Here is a 17,670-nt window from a genome sequence, read left to right as displayed (position 1 = left end):
TGATGGTTCCCAGCCGTTGAGTGTTGAAGGGTGGGTCTGCCCGCAGAAGGCGGTCAGCCCACCCTTCGTGGTGTCTCAGGGGGTGTCGCGCCTGGCGGTGTCGAGGAAGGCGTGCCACTCGGCGGAGTCGAAGGCCAGGGCGCCGAGGTCGCGGTGCTTCGTGTCCCGGATGGCCGCGCCCCAGGCCAGGTCGGCGACCTCGACGCAGTGGCTTTCGGTCGCGCTGTAGCTGGACTTCCGGAAGGACTCCGGAGCGTACGCGACCTCCACGCAGTTGGTGTTCCTGCCGCTGTAGGAGCTCTTGCGCCAGATGACTTCGTGATGGGATGGCGCGTTCATTGCTGTGTTCCTTGTCCGGAGCCGAGTTCGTGAGCGATGGCCGCTATGAAATCGGACGATTCGTCAGGATTCATCGCAGCTGCTCTCAGGCTATCGATCTCGTCGCGGTAGAAGGCGATCTCTCGCTCATCCTCGAGGAAGAACGTGGAGATCTTGTGTTCCACGTGGATGACGGTCCTCGCCTTGTTGAAGCCCAGGAGCATGAACGACCCATCGAGTCCACGGTGACCGCCCAGGTCGAACGGCAAGACGCGTACTGACACGTTGGGTCGTTCAGCGGCTTCTACGATGTGCCGCAGCTGTCTGGACATCCCTTGCGCTGGCAGGAGAGGACGGCGAAGTGCGGACTCGTCGACGATGAAGTCCAGGATGGGCGGTGAATCGCGGGTCAGGAGTGCTTGACGTGCCATGCGGGCGGACACCCTGGCTTCGAGGTCAGCATCTGCGACCCCGCACGCCTTCATCAGCGCCCGGATGTAGTCCGGCGTCTGGAGCAGACCAGGAATGATGAGCGGTTCCAGGTTGACGATCTCGGTGGCCTCGCTCTCCAACCGGATGAGGGTGCGTGAGTCACGTGACATTGCATCCTGCTTCTCCCACAGGCCAGGTTCATCGACCTTTTCCGCCGCTTCGATGAGCTGGTCTCGCTCGTTGCCGACGACTCCGTAGGCCACGAGCAGGGCGGAGACATCTGCGGGCGTGATGCCCTGCTTGCCAGTTTCTATCTTGGAGATCTTGGACTGCTGCCACCCGAGCTGCTTCGCAACGGCGGTGCTGCTGAGCTTGCGAGCCACGCGGATTGACCGGAGCTCCGCGCCCAGGCTGCGTCCCGCTACGGTGGGCTGTTTCGATCCCACAAGACCTCCTGCTTCGCGGCGTGATGTGGCGAGCCTAGCGAGGCCCAAGACGCAGGTTCCTTACCTTCCGGCCAGAAGAAGCTGTCTCGTAAGGTCAATCTCGCCGAAGTGCTCGCATGCGATGAGAATAAATGCTTCACTCATTCTAGCTGTTGGTGGTCAGTAGGACTGAGGGGGAAGCATGGTGCGTGCGCGCTCTGGAACCGACGAAATTCGGACGAACGCGTCCAGGAGTGAGCAGCGTGTGGAGAGGTTGGAATGGGCCAGGTTCGGGGAACGGGTCCGGGAGGCGCGCACCCGGGCGGGCCTCTCCCCGGACGACCTGACTCTGCGGGAGGTGTGCGACCCCGACGTCGTGCAACGGATCGAGGCGGGCGATCTCGCTCCGGACCGGCACCTGGTCACCTACCTCGAACACCAGATCGGCATGGACGGCGTGCTGCTGGACGCCTGGGCGCGGGCGCTCGTCCAGTCCCACCTGGCCGAGGGCGGGCCGATCGAACCGCTCCAGCGTCAGGCCTGGCAGCTCCGTGAGTTCAATCCGGGGGTGATCCCGGAGTTCTTCCAGACCGAGGCCTACACGCGGGCGCTGGGCGAGGCCGCCCGCCCCCTGGAGGCCAGCCTGTCCCACTCGGAGCTGAGTCGGGCCCGGCGCGTTCGGGTCTCGTCGCACAACGCCTGTATCCAGCCCTACTTCTGCGTGGTCGTGGACGAGTCCGCGCTCAGGGAGGAGATCGGCGGTCCCGAGACCATGCGCGAACAGCACCTGCACCTGGCCCGCATGGTGAGCCTCGACCACGTGAGCCTCCATGTCATCCCCAGCGGCACCCGGTTGCACCCCTGCCGCTCCGGACCCTTCCGGGTGCTCTCGTTCAGCCCGCACCGGCTGGCCGCGTACGTGCCCGCGCCGTGCGGGCCGGGGCAGTTGATCACCGAGCCCGGTCTCACCGCTGCCTACGCCGACCTCTTCGAGGCGCTCAAAGGCGAAGCTCTGTCCCGAACCGCGTCCCTGGAGCTGCTGGAAAGCCTCGTGCCGGAGTCAGAGACGGAGCCGAAGCAGGACGCGGAGCCGATGGCGGATGCGAGGGACGCGGGCGGTCACGTCCGCGTCGTCCGCTGAAGAAGGAAGGCCCTGGCGGGTGTTCTAAGCACTCCCAGGGCGTGGCCAGTAACAAAAACCGAGAAGGAAATACCGGCATGTCCATCGTTGCACAGCCACGACTCCCGATCCTGCCGTTGCCCACCGTCCAGGGGCACCGTTGGCCCGCGCGGATGTACCCGGGTGACCTGTCCCAGTGCTCACGGGTTCGGGCTGATCTCCGTGCAGACCTCGCGGAGATGCTCGACCTGCCTGACGACCTGACCGAGACCATCGTCCTGTGCGCCAGCGAGGCCTTCGCCAACGCCGCCGAACACTCCCGCTCCGGCGAGGACGGTGGTCGGGTCCTCCGCGCTCTGTACGCCCCCACCCCCTGGACCCTGCGGTTGGTGGTCGTGGACGACGGGGCACGGGAGAGCAAGCCGGAGGTTCCGCGTCAGCGCACGGACCGGGAGTGGGAGGAGGCCGAACGGGGGCGCGGCCTGTTCCTGATCGAGACGCTGTCGTCGGCGTGGGGCACCTACCCGGTGGTCCCCTTCCCCTTCTGCGCTGACCTCGGGACGGCCGTGTGGACGCAGTTCACGCTGGCGGAGGCGATCCGATGAGCGCGGCGACGCTGAACCCCCGGATGAGGAACGTCTTCGACGCTCCCCGGGGTCGGAGGTTCGCTCCCGGGGCTGCTGTTCGTAGGAGGGGTGAGGACCCGTGGTTCAGCCCGCGCGGCAGGGCCATGCTGGCCCAGATGCGCGGCAACCCCCGGGTCGAGTACCGCATCGAACACGGTCCCCTCCCGCCGTGGATGAACGTCACGGCGGACCGGCCCGACAGGTCGAAGCACGGCGAAGGTACGCGGCGCTGCGAGTCACCCGGGCGGCACAGGAAGCAGCGTGGGGCGTCATGGTGGCTCGCGGCGTCGCATGGCCTCGCGGTCGTCGTGGGCGTGACCGTCGGTCAGGTCGCCTTCGCGCTGCTGTGACCTGTACAGGCTCACCCTCGCAAACTATTCCTTTACATGTCGAAGTTCACAGAATAATCTTGTCATGGCCCAAGCCCCCGACTGAGGAGCCTCCTTTGGAACTCAAGAGGATCAGTGGCGACTGCTGGGACGGTGACTGCCCTGCCGTCTATGCGACCGACCGAGACACCTACATCGTGCAGGGCTACACGATCAGTGATCCGAAGGTGTTGGCTGACCTCGGTCTGCCAAACGGAGAGAGCGCGGTCGAGGTGCCCGTCGAGATGCTGAAGGGAATCCACCTTGCCTCTGAGCAGTGAGCAGTTCGACGCGTTGTTCGACGATGCCACCAGGAGTGTGTTCCGGTTGGAGACACTGCCTGTCTACAACCCGGTGTCAGAGGCCGCCCCTTTGAAGTCCTACCTGGCGGGCGACCCCTGCCCGAGGGTTGGGATCACCACCCCGTACATGAGCCAGGTGACGGAGCACGTGAACCAGGGCGTTCGACGCTATCGGGTCCATGTCGTCCACAGTCCCCTGACGGACTACCTCCGTTATGAGATGGAGTGGGGCTACACCTTCACCTCCCAAGCGGGGGAGGAGATCCTCATCCTCGACACCGCCGAACACGGTCGCCCCGAGGGGCTCGTCGATGAGGACTTCTGGTTCTTCGACGACACCCACGTGGTACGGATGCACTACCGGGACGACGGCGAGATCCTTGGCAAGGACCTGCTGGAGCAGCCAGACCTGGACCACTACCGCGCCCAGCGTGATCTCGCGATGGCGAAGGCCGTACCCTTCAACGAGTATTGGAGCGCGCATCCGCAGTATCACCGGGACTGATGGCAATACCTGAATCGTTTGAACGGGACCGCGCGGAGCTGGCTGAGCGCCTTCGTCAGCTCCGCGCGGCCTCCGGCATGTCCGGGGTCATGGTGGCCGAGCGGCTGGGGTGGAGTCAGGCGAAGGTCTCCAAGATCGAGACGGGCAAGGTCACAGCCTCAACCGCGGATGTTCAGTCCTTGATCGAGCTCTACCAGGCACCAGCGGATGAGCGGGAAGAGTTGGAGGCCCGGGCACAAACCCTGAACGACCGCTACGCCTCCCTGCGCATGCTGCGGAAACGAGGTCTCCACAGGGTCCAGGAGGACATCGGGCGAAGTGCCCAGTCCACTTCGGTGATCAGATCGTTCCAGCCCTCCTTGGTGCCGGGACTCCTCCAAACCCCGGAGTACGCACGCGAGGTCTTCAGCCAACCCTTGTCCACGGCCGGGACCGACGTCCCCCAGGCGGTGCGAGCCCGCTTGGACCGCCAAGCGCTGCTGTTCGACCCGGAGCGTGAGTTCCACTTCGTCATCACGGAAGCGGCTCTTCGCTGGCGTCTGGGTGATGCGATGACCATGAAGGCCCAAATGGATCGTCTGGCGAACCTGTCGACGTTGGGGAACGTTCGGCTCGGTCTGCTGCCGTGGAGCGTCTTCGTGCCGCAGGTTCCGAAAAACGGGTTCACGGTGCTTGATGATCGCGAGGTGGCGGTGGAGAGCTTCACGACGCACCGGTCGATCTCGGAACCGCGCGACATCCGCTTCTACCTGGAGATCTTCCAGATGTACGCCGACGCCGCGATCCACGACGACGAGGCGCGCGCCTTCCTCGCGGAGTTGACCCGAGAGCACTCCTGAGCGTCCCCCCTTGACTCTCGATGTTCGGACCTTGCCGAGTGGGCACATGACTATTCCTTGACCTAGATGGTTTCTGAGAATAGTCTCTTCAGTGTTGAGGGGATCTCCCTCAGTGACCTCGGAAGGAGTGGACGTGGAGGACCAGACCTACGAACCCCCGATGGTGGTCGACCTCGGCGACGCCGCTGACCTGACCCTCGGCGAAGGCTCGGACGACAACGAGGACAAGCGTCAGATCTACTGCTGACCGTCTGCTCACCGGGGCGTCCGCTGCCGGGCGGGCGCCCCTTCTCACAGAGGGGATACCCGTTGTTCGGAGGGACGACCAACCCCCATCCCACTCGACGCCCCACCGGTACCCGGGCGCTGTCCGAGACTCCGATGATGTGGGTCGGCGAGGACACGAAGCCGATCGTCGTCGCCACACGGACCGGTCATCTCGTGGCGATCGGAGTGTGTGGTGCCACCAGAACCCAAGTACGGTCGGCCGCCCGCCAGGGTGTCCCCGATGACATCGCTTGGAGATGGCCGGGCGCCTACGTGGTGGTGCACGTGGAAGCCGACGGGCTGGAGGTTTGGACCGACCTCGGGTCGGTCCCCGTCTATGTCCGCGGGGTGAGCGACAGGGAGGTCATGTGGTCCACGAGCGCCCGCGCGCTCGCCTCCCTTGACACCGCTCCAGCGCTCGACCTCGGTGCCGTAACGGCGTTCATCAAGGGAGAGCCGATCGCGGGTTCGCTGTTCGTTGACGTCCAACGCCTTCCTGCCGGTCACCGCGTCCGGCTGAAGCGGGGCGGCTGGTCAGCGACCCCGGTATGGGCACCCCACCCGTCGCCTACTCCGACCGCGATCAGACTACGCCGAGCGTTGGAGGCCGCCGTGGCTGTGCGTGTGGACGGTGCCGAACACCCCGCGTGCGACTTCTCCGGAGGGCTGGACTCCACCAGCCTCGCGTTGCTTGCCGCCCGCCGGCTCGCTCCTGTGGGACGGACGATCATCGGCACGACGCTGCATCCTGCGGGGATCACGACCGGAGGGGACATGGACTACGCCACGGCGGCGGGCACGGCTCCAGGGCTCGATCACGCCTGGATCGGCCTGGCCGAAAGCGCCGCCCCTTACCGGGATCTGTCCACCCTGCCGCCGACCGACGAGCCACCTGTGAGCGCGATCTCCGTCGCCAGCTTCACCGCGCAGATGCGCTGGGTGGCTGATCACGGCTGTGAGGTTCACATGACCGGCGACGGGGGCGACGCCCTGCTGGTGACGCGCCCCTCCTACATCGCCGAGATGCTCCAGCACCGCCGCATGTTCACGGCTTTCACGGCGGCAAGCCGGTTCGCTCAGGTGCGCCGCCTGTCTCTCCGTCAAGCCCTGACCCACGCTCGCGCCGCTCGTCCGAGGAACACGGGGCTGGTGCTTTCCAGCCGAACCCACCACGCCGCGCTGGCTGCTCTCATCGACAGCGCGCGGTCGGCGCGGGCCGATGTCGAACTGGCGGCCACGCTCGGTGTTCGGCTGGAGAACCCCTTCTTCGACGCTCAGGTGATCGACGCCTATCTGTCTCTGCCCTTGGAGGAGATGCCCGAGCCTGCCCGGTACAAGCCGCTCCTGATCGAGGGGATGCGGGATGTGCTCCCCGCTGCCCTGCAGCGCCGGGTCACCAAGGCGAGCACGACCGCCGATCACTACGAAGGGCTCCGGCGTTCCCTGGCACAGGTGGACGCCTTGCTCGACGGATACCTCGCCGAGGTCGGCCTGCTTGACGTACCGACCATGCGGGCGAACCTCCGCAGGATCGCGGCGGGTGCAGGCAGTCTCGGGACCGTCCAACCCATCGTCGCCTTCGAGGCGTGGTGGCGGGCCATGGCACGTACCCCATGGGAGGCAGGCGTACAGCGATGACGAACCTTGAGCGGGCGTGCGAACTGGATGGCGGGTGGCTGGTCGTCGTGGACTATCTGAACGGGTCCACGCGGCTGCTTGACCCGGTGGCGGCTGAGCGGTGGCGTTGCTCTTCCGACGTCTACTCGGTGAAGCGTGTGCCATGGGCACCGTCGCGCGGTACTCACGAAGTGCCCTTCGGGTGGGAGCCTCCGCCCCCGGTGTCCTTGCGAGTGCGCGCAGCCGTCGGCGTGGGCCTGATGGCGACGGTGGCGGCCGCGAAGCTCGGCCCACGCAGGAAACGGATGCGTCGCCTGGTGCGGTTGGTCTACCTCGCGGCCTCCCTGCCCCGGGCGTACGCCGTCAAGTCGCTCGTTGAGGAAGCGGCGAACGCGGTCCGGTACTACGAATTCCTGCCCATGCGCATCGCCTGCTTGGAATCATCGGTGGCTGTAGTCGTCGCGCTCGCCCTCCAAGGGCGGAAGGTCACCTGGCATCACGGAGTCCGTCCGGACCCGGTCGTGCTGCATGCATGGGTCTCGCTCGACGGTGAGCCGGTGGCCGAACCGCCCAGCACACGGCGATGCGCGGCCCTCCTGACGATCCCGACCCAAAATACGAAGGACCTTACATGAGCGATGACAAGGAACCGTGGATCTGGCTTCGCGGAAAGGTCGCGGGACTCGGACCGATCCGGGATGACCTCCTGGAAACGTACTGGCGGCTCGACCAGCAGATCACCACGATTGTCGGCTACAACCGCCAGAGCCCCCAACCGATGAGGACAACCCGGGCGATCCTCATCGACGGTGGCAGCAGCAACGAGATCCGCTTCACGATCTACGACGTCTCCCAGACACCTGAGGCCCCGGTGGGGCTGGCGAAGCTGGCGATGGACACAGCGCGCGGCCACGCCGAATACCTCGTGACCCTGGACCCGGGCCACCACGGTCAGGGGATCGGTACGGAGGCCACCCGGCTCGTCCTGGACTACGCCTTCCATGTGGCGGGCATGGCGTGTGTCTACCTGACCGTGCTCGAACCCAACACCAAGGCGATCCGTGCCTACGAGAAAGCGGGGTTCAAGAAGCAGGGCGTTCGGCGGGACTCGAACGTGTGGCTCGGCCAGCGGGTCAACGAAGTCCACATGGACGCGATCCCCGCCGACTTCGAGGGGGCGTCCCTGGTCAAGCAGATGTTCGGGCAGTGACCTGGCCGCAGTGGTCGTAGGTGAGGGGGCCTCGCTCGGTGATCCGGGGAGGTCCGCGCTGTCCCTATCTCCTGGTTCGACGAACCCGGCACTTGCTTACGGCCGCTCGGACCTCCCGTATCCCCGTCGAGGAGATTCGGCGAGGAGGAACTACGAGATCAGGACGTACGCGGCGGTGCCGCAAAATTGCTGCTCGGCCGAGGTTCACCGGCCGCTACTTTCGAGGCTGTAGCCCACTCGCCGGAGAAAGAGGAACGTCCTCATGCATGATGCCCGCGCCCTCATCGACATGGGTGCCGAAGCAGTTCGTCGTCTCGCCCGTCGCGGGTACTCGCTGGACCTGTCCGTGCTGGAGGGTCTCCAGTCGCGGCGCAACCAGAACATCCGCTCGGCCGACGAGCTGCGGGCAGAGTCCAAACGGGTGGCGAGCGAGGTTCAGCAGACCGCGAAGCAGGGCGGCGACATCTCCAAGCTGAAGAAGCGTGCCCGCGAGATCAAGGAACAGATTCGCGAGATCGAGGTCGATCTGGAGAAGGTGCAGGACGAGCTCCGCACGTTCCTCCTCACCATCCCGAACCTCCCCGACGACCGGTCGCCCGACGGTGACTCCGAGGAGTTCGCGGTCGAGGTCCGCCGGGTCGGCACTCCGCCGTCGTTCTCATTCACCCCGAAGGACCACGTCGATCTCGGCGAGGCCACTGGCATCCTCGACTTCGCTCGGGCCACGAAGCTGTCAGGCCCCCGCTTCGCTGTTGCGCGAGGAGCCGGAGCCGCTCTTGAGCGAGCGCTCACCACGTTCTTCCTCGACCTTCACACGCGTCGGCACGACTACGTCGAGCACTCGGTTCCGTACCTGGTCACGCGCAAGACCATGACCGGCACGGGCCAGCTGCCGAAGTTCGAGGAGGACCTGTTCAGGACCGGCGTCGCGGATCGCGAGCTGTTCCTGATCCCGACGGCCGAGGTTCCCCTGACCAACCTCTACGCCGATGAGGTCATCCCGCGCGCGGAGCTGCCGGTCGCGATCACCGCGCAGACTCCGTGCTTCCGCTCCGAGGCCGGCTCGTACGGCCGCGACACCCGGGGCCTGATCCGCCAGCACCAGTTCACCAAGGTGGAGATGGTGCGGATCTGCGATCTGGAGGAGGCCGACGCCGAGCTTGAGAAGATGCTCGGTCACGCCGAAGCCTGCCTGAAGGAGCTGGGCCTCGCCTATCGCGTGGTGACCCTGGCTGCAGGTGACACGGGCTTCTCCGCCCAGCTCACCCACGACCTGGAGGTCTGGTTCCCGAGCCAGAACACCTACCGCGAGATTTCGTCGGTCTCGAATTTCGGCACCTTCCAGGCACGACGGGCAAACATCCGTACCCGCGGCACGGACGGAAAGCCCACGCTGGTCGCCACGCTCAACGGTTCGGGGCTTCCGGTCGGCCGCACCCTGGCCGCGCTGCTCGAACAGTGCCAGCACGAGGACGGATCGATCGTCCTGCCCGAATCACTCGTCCCGTATCTCGGCTTCCGCCGTGTCTCGGCGGATGGAACACCGGAGGCATAGTGCTCGTCGGCGTCTGCGACTTTCCCGGTAGATACGCTTTTCCCCCTGCCGGATACGGCGGGATCGAACGATGGCTTTGGGCGGTCGCGGTCGGCGCCCGAGCCGCAGGCGCCGACGTACACCTCCTGGGTCCGGGCTGGCTCCCGGGCAGAGCGACCTGCCCGGAGAACTCCTTGGCCGCCACGATCACCACTCTCCTGATACGCCGTCGCGTCGACTGGTGTATCGGCGCTCGACTCATGCCGTACGCGGCACACGCCTGGATCGAGGTCTCGGATGAGCCCGCGGGCGAGCCTCGGGAACCGGACCACCCCTACCTCCTGCTGCAACGAACCTGAATCCACTCTCGAAGGGACATCTATGGCATACAGCGCCAATGTCGCATCCGCTCTCGCGGCCGTCGACGAGGACTTCTACACGCTGCGCCCGGACGGGCGGCTCGTCACCCAGAGCACGGTCGCCGACCTCATCGCCAGGATGCTCGACCAGTTGGACGTGCGACCGGGGATGCGCGTCCTGGAGATCGGTACCGGGTCGGGCTTCTCCGGCGCTCTGCTGTCGGAGCTGGTCGGGCCCACGGGTTCGGTGGTGTCGATGGACGTTGTCGCCGACCTGAGTGAGCGGGCGCGTGAGCTGCACAAGGCCCAGGGGCGGGTCAACGTCGAGCTGATCACGGGGGACGGTGCCGGTGGCGCGCCGGATCATGGCCCGTTCGACCGGATCGTGGCCTGGGCGACGCCGGAGGCGGTTCCGGAGGCGTGGGTTGCCCAGAGCGTTCCGGGAGCGGTGATCGTCACTCCGGTGGAGGTCACGCCGCGTGTGAAGTCCAGCGTTGTTCTGCGGGCTCACGTTGACGCCCAGGGGCGGTTGCACGGTGAGGAGCTGACGCAGGGGCGCTATGTGGAAATGCACGACGAGGTGCTGGACCAGTGGCTGGTTCCTCCGCGTGGGGTTGACGCCCTGGTCCGCTCTGATGGCGGGCCGGAGTGGTGGATCGCGGCTGAGTGGGCGAAGGAGGATCCGGAGGCGGCGACCGACGCTCTTCGGACGCTCTCGGTGTTGGAGCCCGTCCGTCACCGCGTTCTGGTCGAGGGGGAGTCCGCGGGGGATTTCACCGCCTATCTGTACGCGACGCGGGCGGATGAGCTCAGCGTGGTGGGCATGGGCGCGGCCGGGTCCGGCTTCGGCTTCGCGGACGCGACGGGGATCGCCGTGCTCGCGCCGGGCGTTGGCGGGGACGTCGTCCATGTCGGGGCGTCGGGCGCTGTGGACAGGGTGCGCGGGTGGGTGGACGCCTGGAGGGAGGCGGAGTGTCCGGGGCACGAGAGTCTGTGTCCGGTGCTGAGGCGCGTGGAGGGCGGTTGGCGGGTCCGGGCGGCGCTCGTGGGCGCGTGATGGTTGTGCCCGGCCGGGGGTGCCCCCGGCCGGGCGCACATGGATCGGAGAGGTGACCTGCTCAAGGGGTGAGGGCACCGCGTTTCCGCTGGTCGCGGCCCGGGTACGGGAGGCAGCCACCGGCTCCGATCGGGGGAGGGGCGATGGCGACCGAGATCCGCGCCGGTCGGCGCACCGTCGAGGTGGGCAGGCCGGACAAGGAGCTGTTCGGGCCGGGCGGCCCCACCAAGGAGGACCTGGCCGCGTACTACGCGCGCGTCGCGCCGCTGATGCTGCCGCTCGTGCGCGGCCGTCCCGTCGCCCTGGAACGCTATCCCGACGGCATCGGGGAGGAGGGTTTCTTCGTCAAGCACCCGTCCACTCCGGACTGGGTGCGGACCGTGGAGGTCGAGTCCGGCACGATGATGGTCTGCGACGACGCCGCCGCGCTGGTGTGGTGTGCCGACCAGGCGGCGATCACCCTGCACACGTGGTCGTCGCGGGAACCGGATCTGGGGTGTCCGGATCGGATGATGCTCGACTTCGACCCGCCGGGGGAGGGCGAGGAGGCCTTCGAGGCGTGCCGCGCGGCCGCGTGGGACGCGCGTGAGGTGCTGGAGGACCTGGGCCTGGCGGCGTACGTGATGACCACCGGTTCGCGGGGTCTGCACATCCATTCGCCGCTGCGGCCGGAGGTCGACGACCAGGAGGTCCGCGAGCTGGCACGGGCGATCGCGGACCGGGTGGCGCGACGGCGTCCGGACGAGCTGACGACGAAAGTGCGCAAGAAGGCGCGCGCGGGACGGTTGTTCGTCGACTACCTGCGCAACGGCCGCGACCAGTTGGCGGTCGCCCCGTACTCGGTGCGCGCCAGGCCGGGGGCGCCGATCGCGGCACCGGTGACCTGGGAGGAACTGGACGGGCTGACCTCGGCGAGGGCGTTCACCGTCGATCTGCGGTGGGAGGAGTGCCCGTTCGCCGGGATGTGGCGGCACGCCCGGTCGCCGAGGAAGGCACTGCGAGGACTGGGGTGACGGCTGCGGGAGGAGCCGTCGCGCTCATCCGAGAACCGGATCCGGGTCCACGGAGTCCAAGGGAGTGCACAGGCCGATCCCCCGCTCTGTGCTGGAACGGAGACTCCCCGTGCGCGACACCTTCCGGCGCCTCGCCGCTCTCCTCGCCCTGGCCTCCCTGACCGGCTTCCTCACCGTGTTCGGTGCGTCGCCGCCTCCGGCGCACGCCAGCGGTCAGATCGCCGAGGCCGCCGAGGCGCTCGCGGACGGACCGGGTGTGTGGGACGCCGACGACTTCGGGGACATGCTGTCGCCGGAGACGATCGTTCTGCTGGAGGAGGCTTACGACCGGTCCGAGGTGCCGATCCGCCTCGCCCTGGTCAGGGAGAACTTCGGCGACCGGTGGGATGACAATCGCGTCGCCGAGGAGTTCGCTGCGGCGGTGGGTGAGCCGGGCGTCTACCTCGTGCACACCTACCTGCCCGAGGGCTACGGTTGGTACGTCGCTGACACGTCCTGGGCGGTGATCGGCGACGGGGTCACCGACGAGGCCCTCGCCCGCCTGCACCACGTGGATCCGGGACAGGCTTTCCTGACCGCGGTTCCCGACCTGGTCAACGGTGGGGTGAGCGCCGAGTTGCGCGCGCTCGCCGATGGCGGCGGCGTGTACGTGGATCCGGCGGTGTCGGCGGCCTTTCCCGAGGTCGACGCGGCGGAGATCGAGGTGGCTCTGCAGGGTGCGGGCGATGTCCGCTTCGGTGTGGTCGCCGGTGTCGCCGCGTCGGACTCTGAGGAGGACCTCTCCCCGGTGTCCGACACCATCGAGCGGAACCTGGCCCTGGACATGCTGGAGGGTGCCCCGGACGATGCCATGGCGGTCCTGATGAGCTGGGATCGCTGGGGGTTCGAAGCCGTCGTCGCCTCCGGAGCGGAGGCCATGCCCGCCGCCGACGTCGAGAGCCTGCTCTGGGGATCCGACAATCCGGAACAGGTGGTCGGGGCGGCACGGGTACTGGGTGCAGTTCTGGGCCCGGACGTGATGGAACAGGCCGGGGCGGCTCTCGTCGAGGACGCGCTGTACGTGCATCCGATGGTCGCCGACGGGCTCACCGAGGCCGAACTCGGCCGGGCCGCCGAAGCCTTGGCCGATTACCAGAATGACCTGCGGGTGGCGATCCTGCCGAGTCAGGCGGTCGAGCGAGTACTGGGCGAGGAGATCCTTTTGGCCCGGAACAGGGACAGGGTCGCCGAGGCGCTGGCCGAGGGCACGGGCGGTGACGTCGCCGTGTACCTGGTCGATCCGTTGGGCGAGGATTCCCTGGAGGTGTCCGAGACGGAGACGCTGAGAGGCCACGCCCATTTCGTGGGGCGTGACGCCGGTGCCAGGGAGATCCTCACCGCTTTCGAAGAGGAGGCGGACGGCTTCTTCGGCACCGACCGGGAACCGAGATTGCTGGGTCTCCCCGTTTGGGTGGCGTTCGTGCTGCTATTCGTGGTCGGGAGTGTGCTCTCCTGCTGCTGGCCGTTGATTCCGATCGGTCTGGTCGAGCTGTACAAGTTCACGAAGACGAGAGCCGCCAGAGGTCGCGCCCGCACGCGTGGGAACCGGCGGGGCCGGTCGACGGCGGGCAAGACGTCGAGCAGGCGGCCCGCGAGCGCACGTAGCCGGATCACGCAGCAGGACCGCGAGCACGCCGCCCGGAAGGCCGCCCAGGACAAGGAGCAGGCCGCGCGCGACGCCGCGTGGGTGGAGCGGATGCGGCCGCGGACCGACGAGATCATCACCGAACTCGGCGAGGTCCTGGCCCAGGCGCCGACGCCCGAACCGGAACGGCTCGACGAGTTCGAACGGTTGATGAACGCCTACACCGAGCTCAAGGACGCCTGCCGCGACGCGAGCACCCGGAGCGAGCTCGACCGGGTCCGGAACAGGGCGCAGCGCACCTTGCAGCGGGCCCGGACGCACGCGGAGGATCCGGAGGAGTAGCCCCGCCTCACCGCCTGCGCAGTACCAGGAGCAGGTTCCACGTGACGATCTCGCGCAGGAGGGGCACGTGGAGGATCGGCTTCGTCCACGTCGGCAGGTAGCGCGGGCGGATGTCGACCACGTCCGCGTCGGTCCGCCCGCGCGCCCAGTCCAGCATCTCCTTGGCGTACGCGGCGTACATCGTGCGCCCGAAGTCGTTTTTGGGCCGCCGCCCGTTCCGGCGCGCGAACCGCTCGGCCGCGTACGACCCGCCCAGGTAGTGCCAGGGGGAGGTCTCGTGGCCGCCCCACGGGGACAGCCAGAGGGTGTACGACAGGTACACGAGTCCGCCGGGCCGCGTCACGCGGACCATCTCGTCGGCCATGCGGACCCGGTCGGGGACGTGTTCGAGGACGTTGGAGGAGAAGCACACGTCGACCGAGGCGTCGCGCAGCGGCAGGGCGAGCGCGCTGCCCTGCACGCCGTGGGTGTCGGCCTCGCGCCCGTGCAGCCGCATCTCGTGCGCGTCGGCGTCCACGCACAGGCAGCGCGCCCCGGCGGCGCGCAGTTCGTCGGCGAAGTAGCCGGGCCCGCCCCCGACGTCGACCACGAGCCGCCCGTCCAGCGGCGTGTACGAGCGCAGCTGGGCGACGGTGTCGCGGGCCAGCAGCCCGTAGAAGAACGCCGGGTCGCTCTGCTCCTTGCGGAAGGCCGAGAACAGGGTGACGGACCGGCCGAGCGTGGCGCGGAAGGGGACCGTGCCGTCGTCGGGGCGGGTCATCATCCGGAGGCCTTCCCGTCCATGGCGATGAAGTGGCGCAGGTGCCGCCAGTGGTCGCCGCCCCAGTACTCGTCGGAGGCGACGATCCGGCCGCCGGGCACCTGGGCGGCCACGCGGTCGGTGCTGAGCGTGTGCATGCGCATCGGCGCCGGGTACCGCAGGATCACCCGCTGGGCCAGGCGGATGAGCGGGAACGGGGCGTAGCGGAAGACCAGCCCCTTGAACGTGCGGCGCTCGGACTCGGGCGCCCCGATCACCATGGCCCCGCCGGGCCGCACGATGCGGGAGAACTCGCGCAGGTAACCGTCGGCCAGGTCGGGCGGCAGGTGCTGGAGGACGAGGTCGGTGTAGACGAGGTCGAAGGAGTCGTCGTCGAAGGCCGACAGGTCCGGGCGCTCGTTGAGCTGGAAGGTGATCCGTCCCCCGGAGCGGTCGAGCCGCCGTGCCTCGGCGAGCATGGGCGCCGAGATGTCCACGCCGACCACCTGGTCGAAGTGCGCGGCCAGCGCGTTGGACAGCCGCCCCGCGCCGCAGCCGAAGTCCAGGACGCGACCGGTGCCGGGGTGGATGCCCAGTTCACGGAGGCGGGCGAGGGCCGGGTCGATCTCGGCCGCGCCCGAGGCCAGGAACTCGTCGTCGTCCCACCCTCCGTCGCGCTTGGCCGGATCCACGCACACCGCCCACAGCGGCTCGGTGGAACCCAGCCGGGTCCAGTCGCGGCGGACCTGTTCGAGCCCCACCGACATCACCCCCACGGTGCTCTGCTCCCGGGCCGCACTGGATGGATCGTGTTCCTGTTCCTGATGGACAGGTCTTCCTGGTTCAACGCGGCGTTCGAGAGGAAAAGTGGAACGTGTTGTATTCTGGCACCCATTTTGTGGGTTGGCCAATCTGGGCCGGGAGGACATCCATGCCGCCTGTATCCCCCACCTCCGGCGAGGAGGGCACCGTGGAGGCGCCGCACACCGACTCCAGCGTACGTGGGGAGGAACGGGAACCCGGGCGGCGGCCCTCCACCGCCGTGGTCGGCGGGCTCGTGCGCGACCGCGTGGTCCTGGCCGCCGCGGCGGTCATCGCGGTCGCCGCGGCCCTCCGGGTCCTCGTGCTCGACGCGTCCTACTTCGTCGAGGACGACTACCTCTTCTTCGCCGCCGCGCACGCCTCCGACCTCACCCCCGAGTACCTCTTCGAGCTGCACAAGGGCCACTTCATGCCGGGGGCGATGTTCCTCGTCTACCTCCAGACCGCCTTCTGGCCCTTCGACTGGTGGATCAGCGCGGGCGTCATGCTCGTGCTCCAGACGCTCTCCCTCGTCGTCTTCCTCCGGTTGCTGTGGGAGCTGTTCGGCCGCCGGTGGGCCCTGCTCGTCCCGCTGACCGTGCTCGCGCTGGCCCCGCTGACCGTCCCCGTCCTGGGGTGGTGGGCGGCCGCGCTCAACGCCGTCCCGCTCCAGCTGGCGACGGCGCTCGCCCTGTTGTGGACCGTGCGGTACGTGCGCACCGGCGACCAGCGCGCGGGCTGGTTCGCGGGCGGGTCGGTGGTGTTCGGCATGCTGTTCTCCGTCAAGGGGATGTTCCTGCCGCCGCTGCTCCTGGCCGTGGCCGTCGCCTACCTGTACCCCGGGAGCCTGACCACCGCGGTTCGGCGCGCCTGGCGCACGCACCGCACCTTCTGGGGCGCCATGACGGGCCTGTTCGCCGGATACACGCTGCTGTACCTGGGTCGGATGCGCGTGAGCGACACCGGGGAGGGCGCGGGAGTCCCCGAGAGCGAACCCGCGTTCGCGATGCTGCGCGGCCTGCTCACCGAGGTCTTCCCGGTCGGTGCGCTCGGCGGGCCGTTGGAATGGGGCCCGCTGACCCCGGCCGGCGGGCTCGTCGACCCGAGCGGCTGGATCGTGCTGGGCTCCTGGGCGGTCCTCGCGGGGATCGTCCTGGGGAGTCTGTGGTGGCGGCGCCGCGCCTGGCGGGCGTGGGCCCTGCTGCTCGGCTACCTGCTGTGCGCGGACATCATCCCGACGATCATCGCGCGCGGCCGCTTCCAGGACGTGGCCGCCGCCGACCCCCGGTACGTCGCCGACGCCGCGCTCGTGTTCGCGCTGTGCCTGGCCCTGGCCTACCTGCCCGCCCGCGAGGAACGCGACCGCGCCGCCGAGGGGACGGACGACCCACCTCCGCACCCCTACCGGGCCCGCCCCGGGCGCGCGGCGCGGGTGTCGGCGGTCCTCGCGACGGTCGTGTACGCGGTCGCCGCCGGGTACTCCACGCACGCCTACGCCGGGACGCTCAACGGCGACCGCCTGCACTGGTACCTGGACACGGTGCGCAACTCCGTGGCCTCCGCGCCGGAGGAGGGCGGCCTGTACTCGCGGCCCGTGCCGTCGGACATCGTCCTGGAGTGGAACGGACCCCGCAGGCTCAGCTCCTGGGTGCTGGCGCCGCTGGCTCCGCCCGACGTCGCCGAGCGCATGCGGGCCCCCGAGCAGTCCGACACCGCCTACGTGTTCAACGACGCCGGCTACCTGGTCAACGCCCGCCCCGGCGAGGGCGGATACGTCTTCGGCCCGGGCGTGGCCGACGAGTGCATCGAGACCTGGGGCGGCGGCCTGTCCTGGCCGGTGCGGGTCTACGGCGGCGTCCAGCAGGTGGTCACCATCGGCTACACGGCCGAGGAGGACACCGAGGCGGAGCTGCTGCTCGGCGACTCCTGGCTCGAACTCGACCTGCCCGCCGCCGAGGGCGGCGCCAACTGGTACGTGCCCGTGGCTTCGCCCGGGGAGCGCCTGACCCTGCACACCGACCCCGAGGAACTGTGCGTGACCTGGGTGTCGGTGGGGGAGATGGCGCCGTCGGTCGAGGGCAACCCCTGGGAGGCGGAGTAGTTCGGGCGCCGCCAGGGTGCTTGAGGATGAGGCTGCGCCGGAGGCGTCGTTTGAGGGTGGTGGTGGGCGAC

General features: G+C 68.5%; 20 protein-coding genes. 16 read left to right on the top strand and 4 right to left on the bottom strand.

Annotation, left to right across the window (positions count from 1 at the left end; translation table 11 throughout):
• Positions 1 to 75: 75 nt before the first annotated feature.
• On the bottom strand, positions 76 to 339 hold the full coding sequence (locus AB0I72_RS11770) for a DUF397 domain-containing protein (RefSeq protein ID WP_358566087.1): 264 nt from the start codon (positions 337 to 339) through the stop codon (positions 76 to 78).
• The gene (locus AB0I72_RS11765) at positions 336 to 1,196 is read right to left on the bottom strand and encodes a helix-turn-helix transcriptional regulator (RefSeq protein WP_358566084.1); all 861 of its coding nucleotides are present in this window, start codon (positions 1,194 to 1,196) and stop codon (positions 336 to 338) included. Before AB0I72_RS11765 ends, AB0I72_RS11770 begins: the two co-directional genes overlap by 4 nt.
• A 244-nt stretch (positions 1,197 to 1,440) precedes the next feature.
• Here AB0I72_RS11765 and AB0I72_RS11760 point away from each other — a divergent pair, with 244 nt between their 5' ends.
• From AB0I72_RS11760 to AB0I72_RS11690, 15 genes are all read left to right on the top strand, one after another.
• Positions 1,441 to 2,316, top strand: a complete 876-nt coding sequence (locus tag AB0I72_RS11760) for a Scr1 family TA system antitoxin-like transcriptional regulator (protein WP_358566081.1) — start codon at positions 1,441 to 1,443, stop codon at positions 2,314 to 2,316.
• Positions 2,317 to 2,393: 77 nt separating this feature from the next.
• The gene (locus AB0I72_RS11755; protein WP_358566078.1) at positions 2,394 to 2,900 is read left to right on the top strand and encodes an ATP-binding protein; all 507 of its coding nucleotides are present in this window, start codon (positions 2,394 to 2,396) and stop codon (positions 2,898 to 2,900) included.
• Entirely contained in the window at positions 2,897 to 3,271 is a 375-nt protein-coding gene (locus tag AB0I72_RS11750) for a hypothetical protein (RefSeq protein WP_358566075.1), read from the top strand. The genes AB0I72_RS11755 and AB0I72_RS11750 overlap by 4 nt, the downstream gene beginning before the upstream one ends.
• Positions 3,272 to 3,366: 95 nt before the next feature.
• Positions 3,367 to 3,570 carry a hypothetical protein gene (locus AB0I72_RS11745; protein ID WP_358566072.1) on the top strand — a complete coding sequence of 68 codons (204 nt, stop codon included), beginning with the start codon at positions 3,367 to 3,369 and terminating at the stop codon, positions 3,568 to 3,570.
• Positions 3,554 to 4,096: a DUF6879 family protein gene (locus AB0I72_RS11740; protein WP_358566069.1), complete on the top strand. Its 543-nt coding sequence runs from the start codon at positions 3,554 to 3,556 to the stop codon at positions 4,094 to 4,096. The genes AB0I72_RS11745 and AB0I72_RS11740 overlap by 17 nt, the downstream gene beginning before the upstream one ends.
• On the top strand, positions 4,096 to 4,935 hold the full coding sequence (locus AB0I72_RS11735) for a helix-turn-helix transcriptional regulator (protein ID WP_358566066.1): 840 nt from the start codon (positions 4,096 to 4,098) through the stop codon (positions 4,933 to 4,935). Before AB0I72_RS11740 ends, AB0I72_RS11735 begins: the two co-directional genes overlap by 1 nt.
• Before the next feature lie 133 nt (positions 4,936 to 5,068).
• Positions 5,069 to 5,182: an albusnodin family lasso peptide gene (locus AB0I72_RS11730; protein ID WP_358566063.1), complete on the top strand. Its 114-nt coding sequence runs from the start codon at positions 5,069 to 5,071 to the stop codon at positions 5,180 to 5,182.
• A gap of 62 nt (positions 5,183 to 5,244) precedes the next feature.
• Positions 5,245 to 6,840 (top strand): albusnodin/ikarugamycin family macrolactam cyclase, encoded by a 1,596-nt coding sequence (locus AB0I72_RS11725; RefSeq protein ID WP_358566060.1) that lies wholly within the window; start codon positions 5,245 to 5,247, stop codon positions 6,838 to 6,840.
• Entirely contained in the window at positions 6,837 to 7,454 is a 618-nt protein-coding gene (locus tag AB0I72_RS11720) for a lasso peptide biosynthesis B2 protein (protein WP_358566057.1), read from the top strand. The genes AB0I72_RS11725 and AB0I72_RS11720 overlap by 4 nt, the downstream gene beginning before the upstream one ends.
• Positions 7,451 to 8,029: a GNAT family protein gene (locus AB0I72_RS11715; RefSeq protein ID WP_358566054.1), complete on the top strand. Its 579-nt coding sequence runs from the start codon at positions 7,451 to 7,453 to the stop codon at positions 8,027 to 8,029. Before AB0I72_RS11720 ends, AB0I72_RS11715 begins: the two co-directional genes overlap by 4 nt.
• Positions 8,030 to 8,291: 262 nt before the next feature.
• Entirely contained in the window at positions 8,292 to 9,584 is a 1,293-nt protein-coding gene (serS, locus tag AB0I72_RS11710; protein WP_358566051.1) for a serine--tRNA ligase, read from the top strand.
• Positions 9,488 to 9,922 carry a lasso peptide biosynthesis B2 protein gene (locus tag AB0I72_RS11705; RefSeq protein ID WP_358566048.1) on the top strand — a complete coding sequence of 145 codons (435 nt, stop codon included), beginning with the start codon at positions 9,488 to 9,490 and terminating at the stop codon, positions 9,920 to 9,922. Before serS ends, AB0I72_RS11705 begins: the two co-directional genes overlap by 97 nt.
• A gap of 22 nt (positions 9,923 to 9,944) precedes the next feature.
• Entirely contained in the window at positions 9,945 to 10,979 is a 1,035-nt protein-coding gene (locus AB0I72_RS11700) for a methyltransferase domain-containing protein (RefSeq protein ID WP_358566046.1), read from the top strand.
• A 143-nt stretch (positions 10,980 to 11,122) separates the two neighbouring features.
• Complete coding sequence (gene ligD / locus AB0I72_RS11695; RefSeq protein WP_358566044.1) at positions 11,123 to 11,992, top strand: non-homologous end-joining DNA ligase; 870 nt, start codon at positions 11,123 to 11,125, stop codon at positions 11,990 to 11,992.
• A 109-nt stretch (positions 11,993 to 12,101) separates the two neighbouring features.
• Positions 12,102 to 13,958 (top strand): hypothetical protein, encoded by a 1,857-nt coding sequence (locus tag AB0I72_RS11690; protein WP_358566041.1) that lies wholly within the window; start codon positions 12,102 to 12,104, stop codon positions 13,956 to 13,958.
• 7 nt (positions 13,959 to 13,965) lie between these two features.
• On the opposite strand, the gene AB0I72_RS11685 is transcribed toward AB0I72_RS11690, so the two are convergent.
• Positions 13,966 to 14,718, bottom strand: a complete 753-nt coding sequence (locus AB0I72_RS11685) for a class I SAM-dependent methyltransferase (protein ID WP_358566658.1) — start codon at positions 14,716 to 14,718, stop codon at positions 13,966 to 13,968.
• The gene (locus AB0I72_RS11680) at positions 14,718 to 15,464 is read right to left on the bottom strand and encodes a methyltransferase domain-containing protein (protein ID WP_358566038.1); all 747 of its coding nucleotides are present in this window, start codon (positions 15,462 to 15,464) and stop codon (positions 14,718 to 14,720) included. Before AB0I72_RS11680 ends, AB0I72_RS11685 begins: the two co-directional genes overlap by 1 nt.
• 164 nt (positions 15,465 to 15,628) lie before the next feature.
• Here AB0I72_RS11680 and AB0I72_RS11675 point away from each other — a divergent pair, with 164 nt between their 5' ends.
• Positions 15,629 to 17,599: a hypothetical protein gene (locus AB0I72_RS11675; RefSeq protein ID WP_358566035.1), complete on the top strand. Its 1,971-nt coding sequence runs from the start codon at positions 15,629 to 15,631 to the stop codon at positions 17,597 to 17,599.
• The last annotated feature ends 71 nt before the right edge of the window (positions 17,600 to 17,670 follow it).

It is taken from the genome of Nocardiopsis sp. NPDC049922 (genome assembly GCF_040660275.1).
Lineage (GTDB): Bacteria > Actinomycetota > Actinomycetes > Streptosporangiales > Streptosporangiaceae > Nocardiopsis.
Note: the sequence above shows the minus strand (reverse complement) of the source record. Positions and strands in the feature narration are given on the sequence as shown.

Bases quoted from the DNA above. Each gene is read 5' to 3' on its own strand.
- AB0I72_RS11715 (WP_358566054.1), top strand. From the start codon at position 7,451: ATGAGCGATGACAAGGAACCGTGGATCTGGCTTCGCGGAAAGGTCGCG.
- AB0I72_RS11770 (WP_358566087.1), bottom strand. From the start codon at position 339: ATGAACGCGCCATCCCATCACGAAGTCATCTGGCGCAAGAGCTCCTAC.
- ligD (WP_358566044.1), top strand. From the start codon at position 11,123: ATGGCGACCGAGATCCGCGCCGGTCGGCGCACCGTCGAGGTGGGCAGG.
- AB0I72_RS11755 (WP_358566078.1), top strand. From the start codon at position 2,394: ATGTCCATCGTTGCACAGCCACGACTCCCGATCCTGCCGTTGCCCACC.
- AB0I72_RS11680 (WP_358566038.1), bottom strand. From the start codon at position 15,464: ATGTCGGTGGGGCTCGAACAGGTCCGCCGCGACTGGACCCGGCTGGGT.
- AB0I72_RS11700 (WP_358566046.1), top strand. From the start codon at position 9,945: ATGGCATACAGCGCCAATGTCGCATCCGCTCTCGCGGCCGTCGACGAG.
- AB0I72_RS11685 (WP_358566658.1), bottom strand. From the start codon at position 14,718: ATGACCCGCCCCGACGACGGCACGGTCCCCTTCCGCGCCACGCTCGGC.
- AB0I72_RS11720 (WP_358566057.1), top strand. From the start codon at position 6,837: ATGACGAACCTTGAGCGGGCGTGCGAACTGGATGGCGGGTGGCTGGTC.
- AB0I72_RS11675 (WP_358566035.1), top strand. From the start codon at position 15,629: ATGCCGCCTGTATCCCCCACCTCCGGCGAGGAGGGCACCGTGGAGGCG.
- AB0I72_RS11750 (WP_358566075.1), top strand. From the start codon at position 2,897: ATGAGCGCGGCGACGCTGAACCCCCGGATGAGGAACGTCTTCGACGCT.
- serS (WP_358566051.1), top strand. From the start codon at position 8,292: ATGCATGATGCCCGCGCCCTCATCGACATGGGTGCCGAAGCAGTTCGT.
- AB0I72_RS11735 (WP_358566066.1), top strand. From the start codon at position 4,096: ATGGCAATACCTGAATCGTTTGAACGGGACCGCGCGGAGCTGGCTGAG.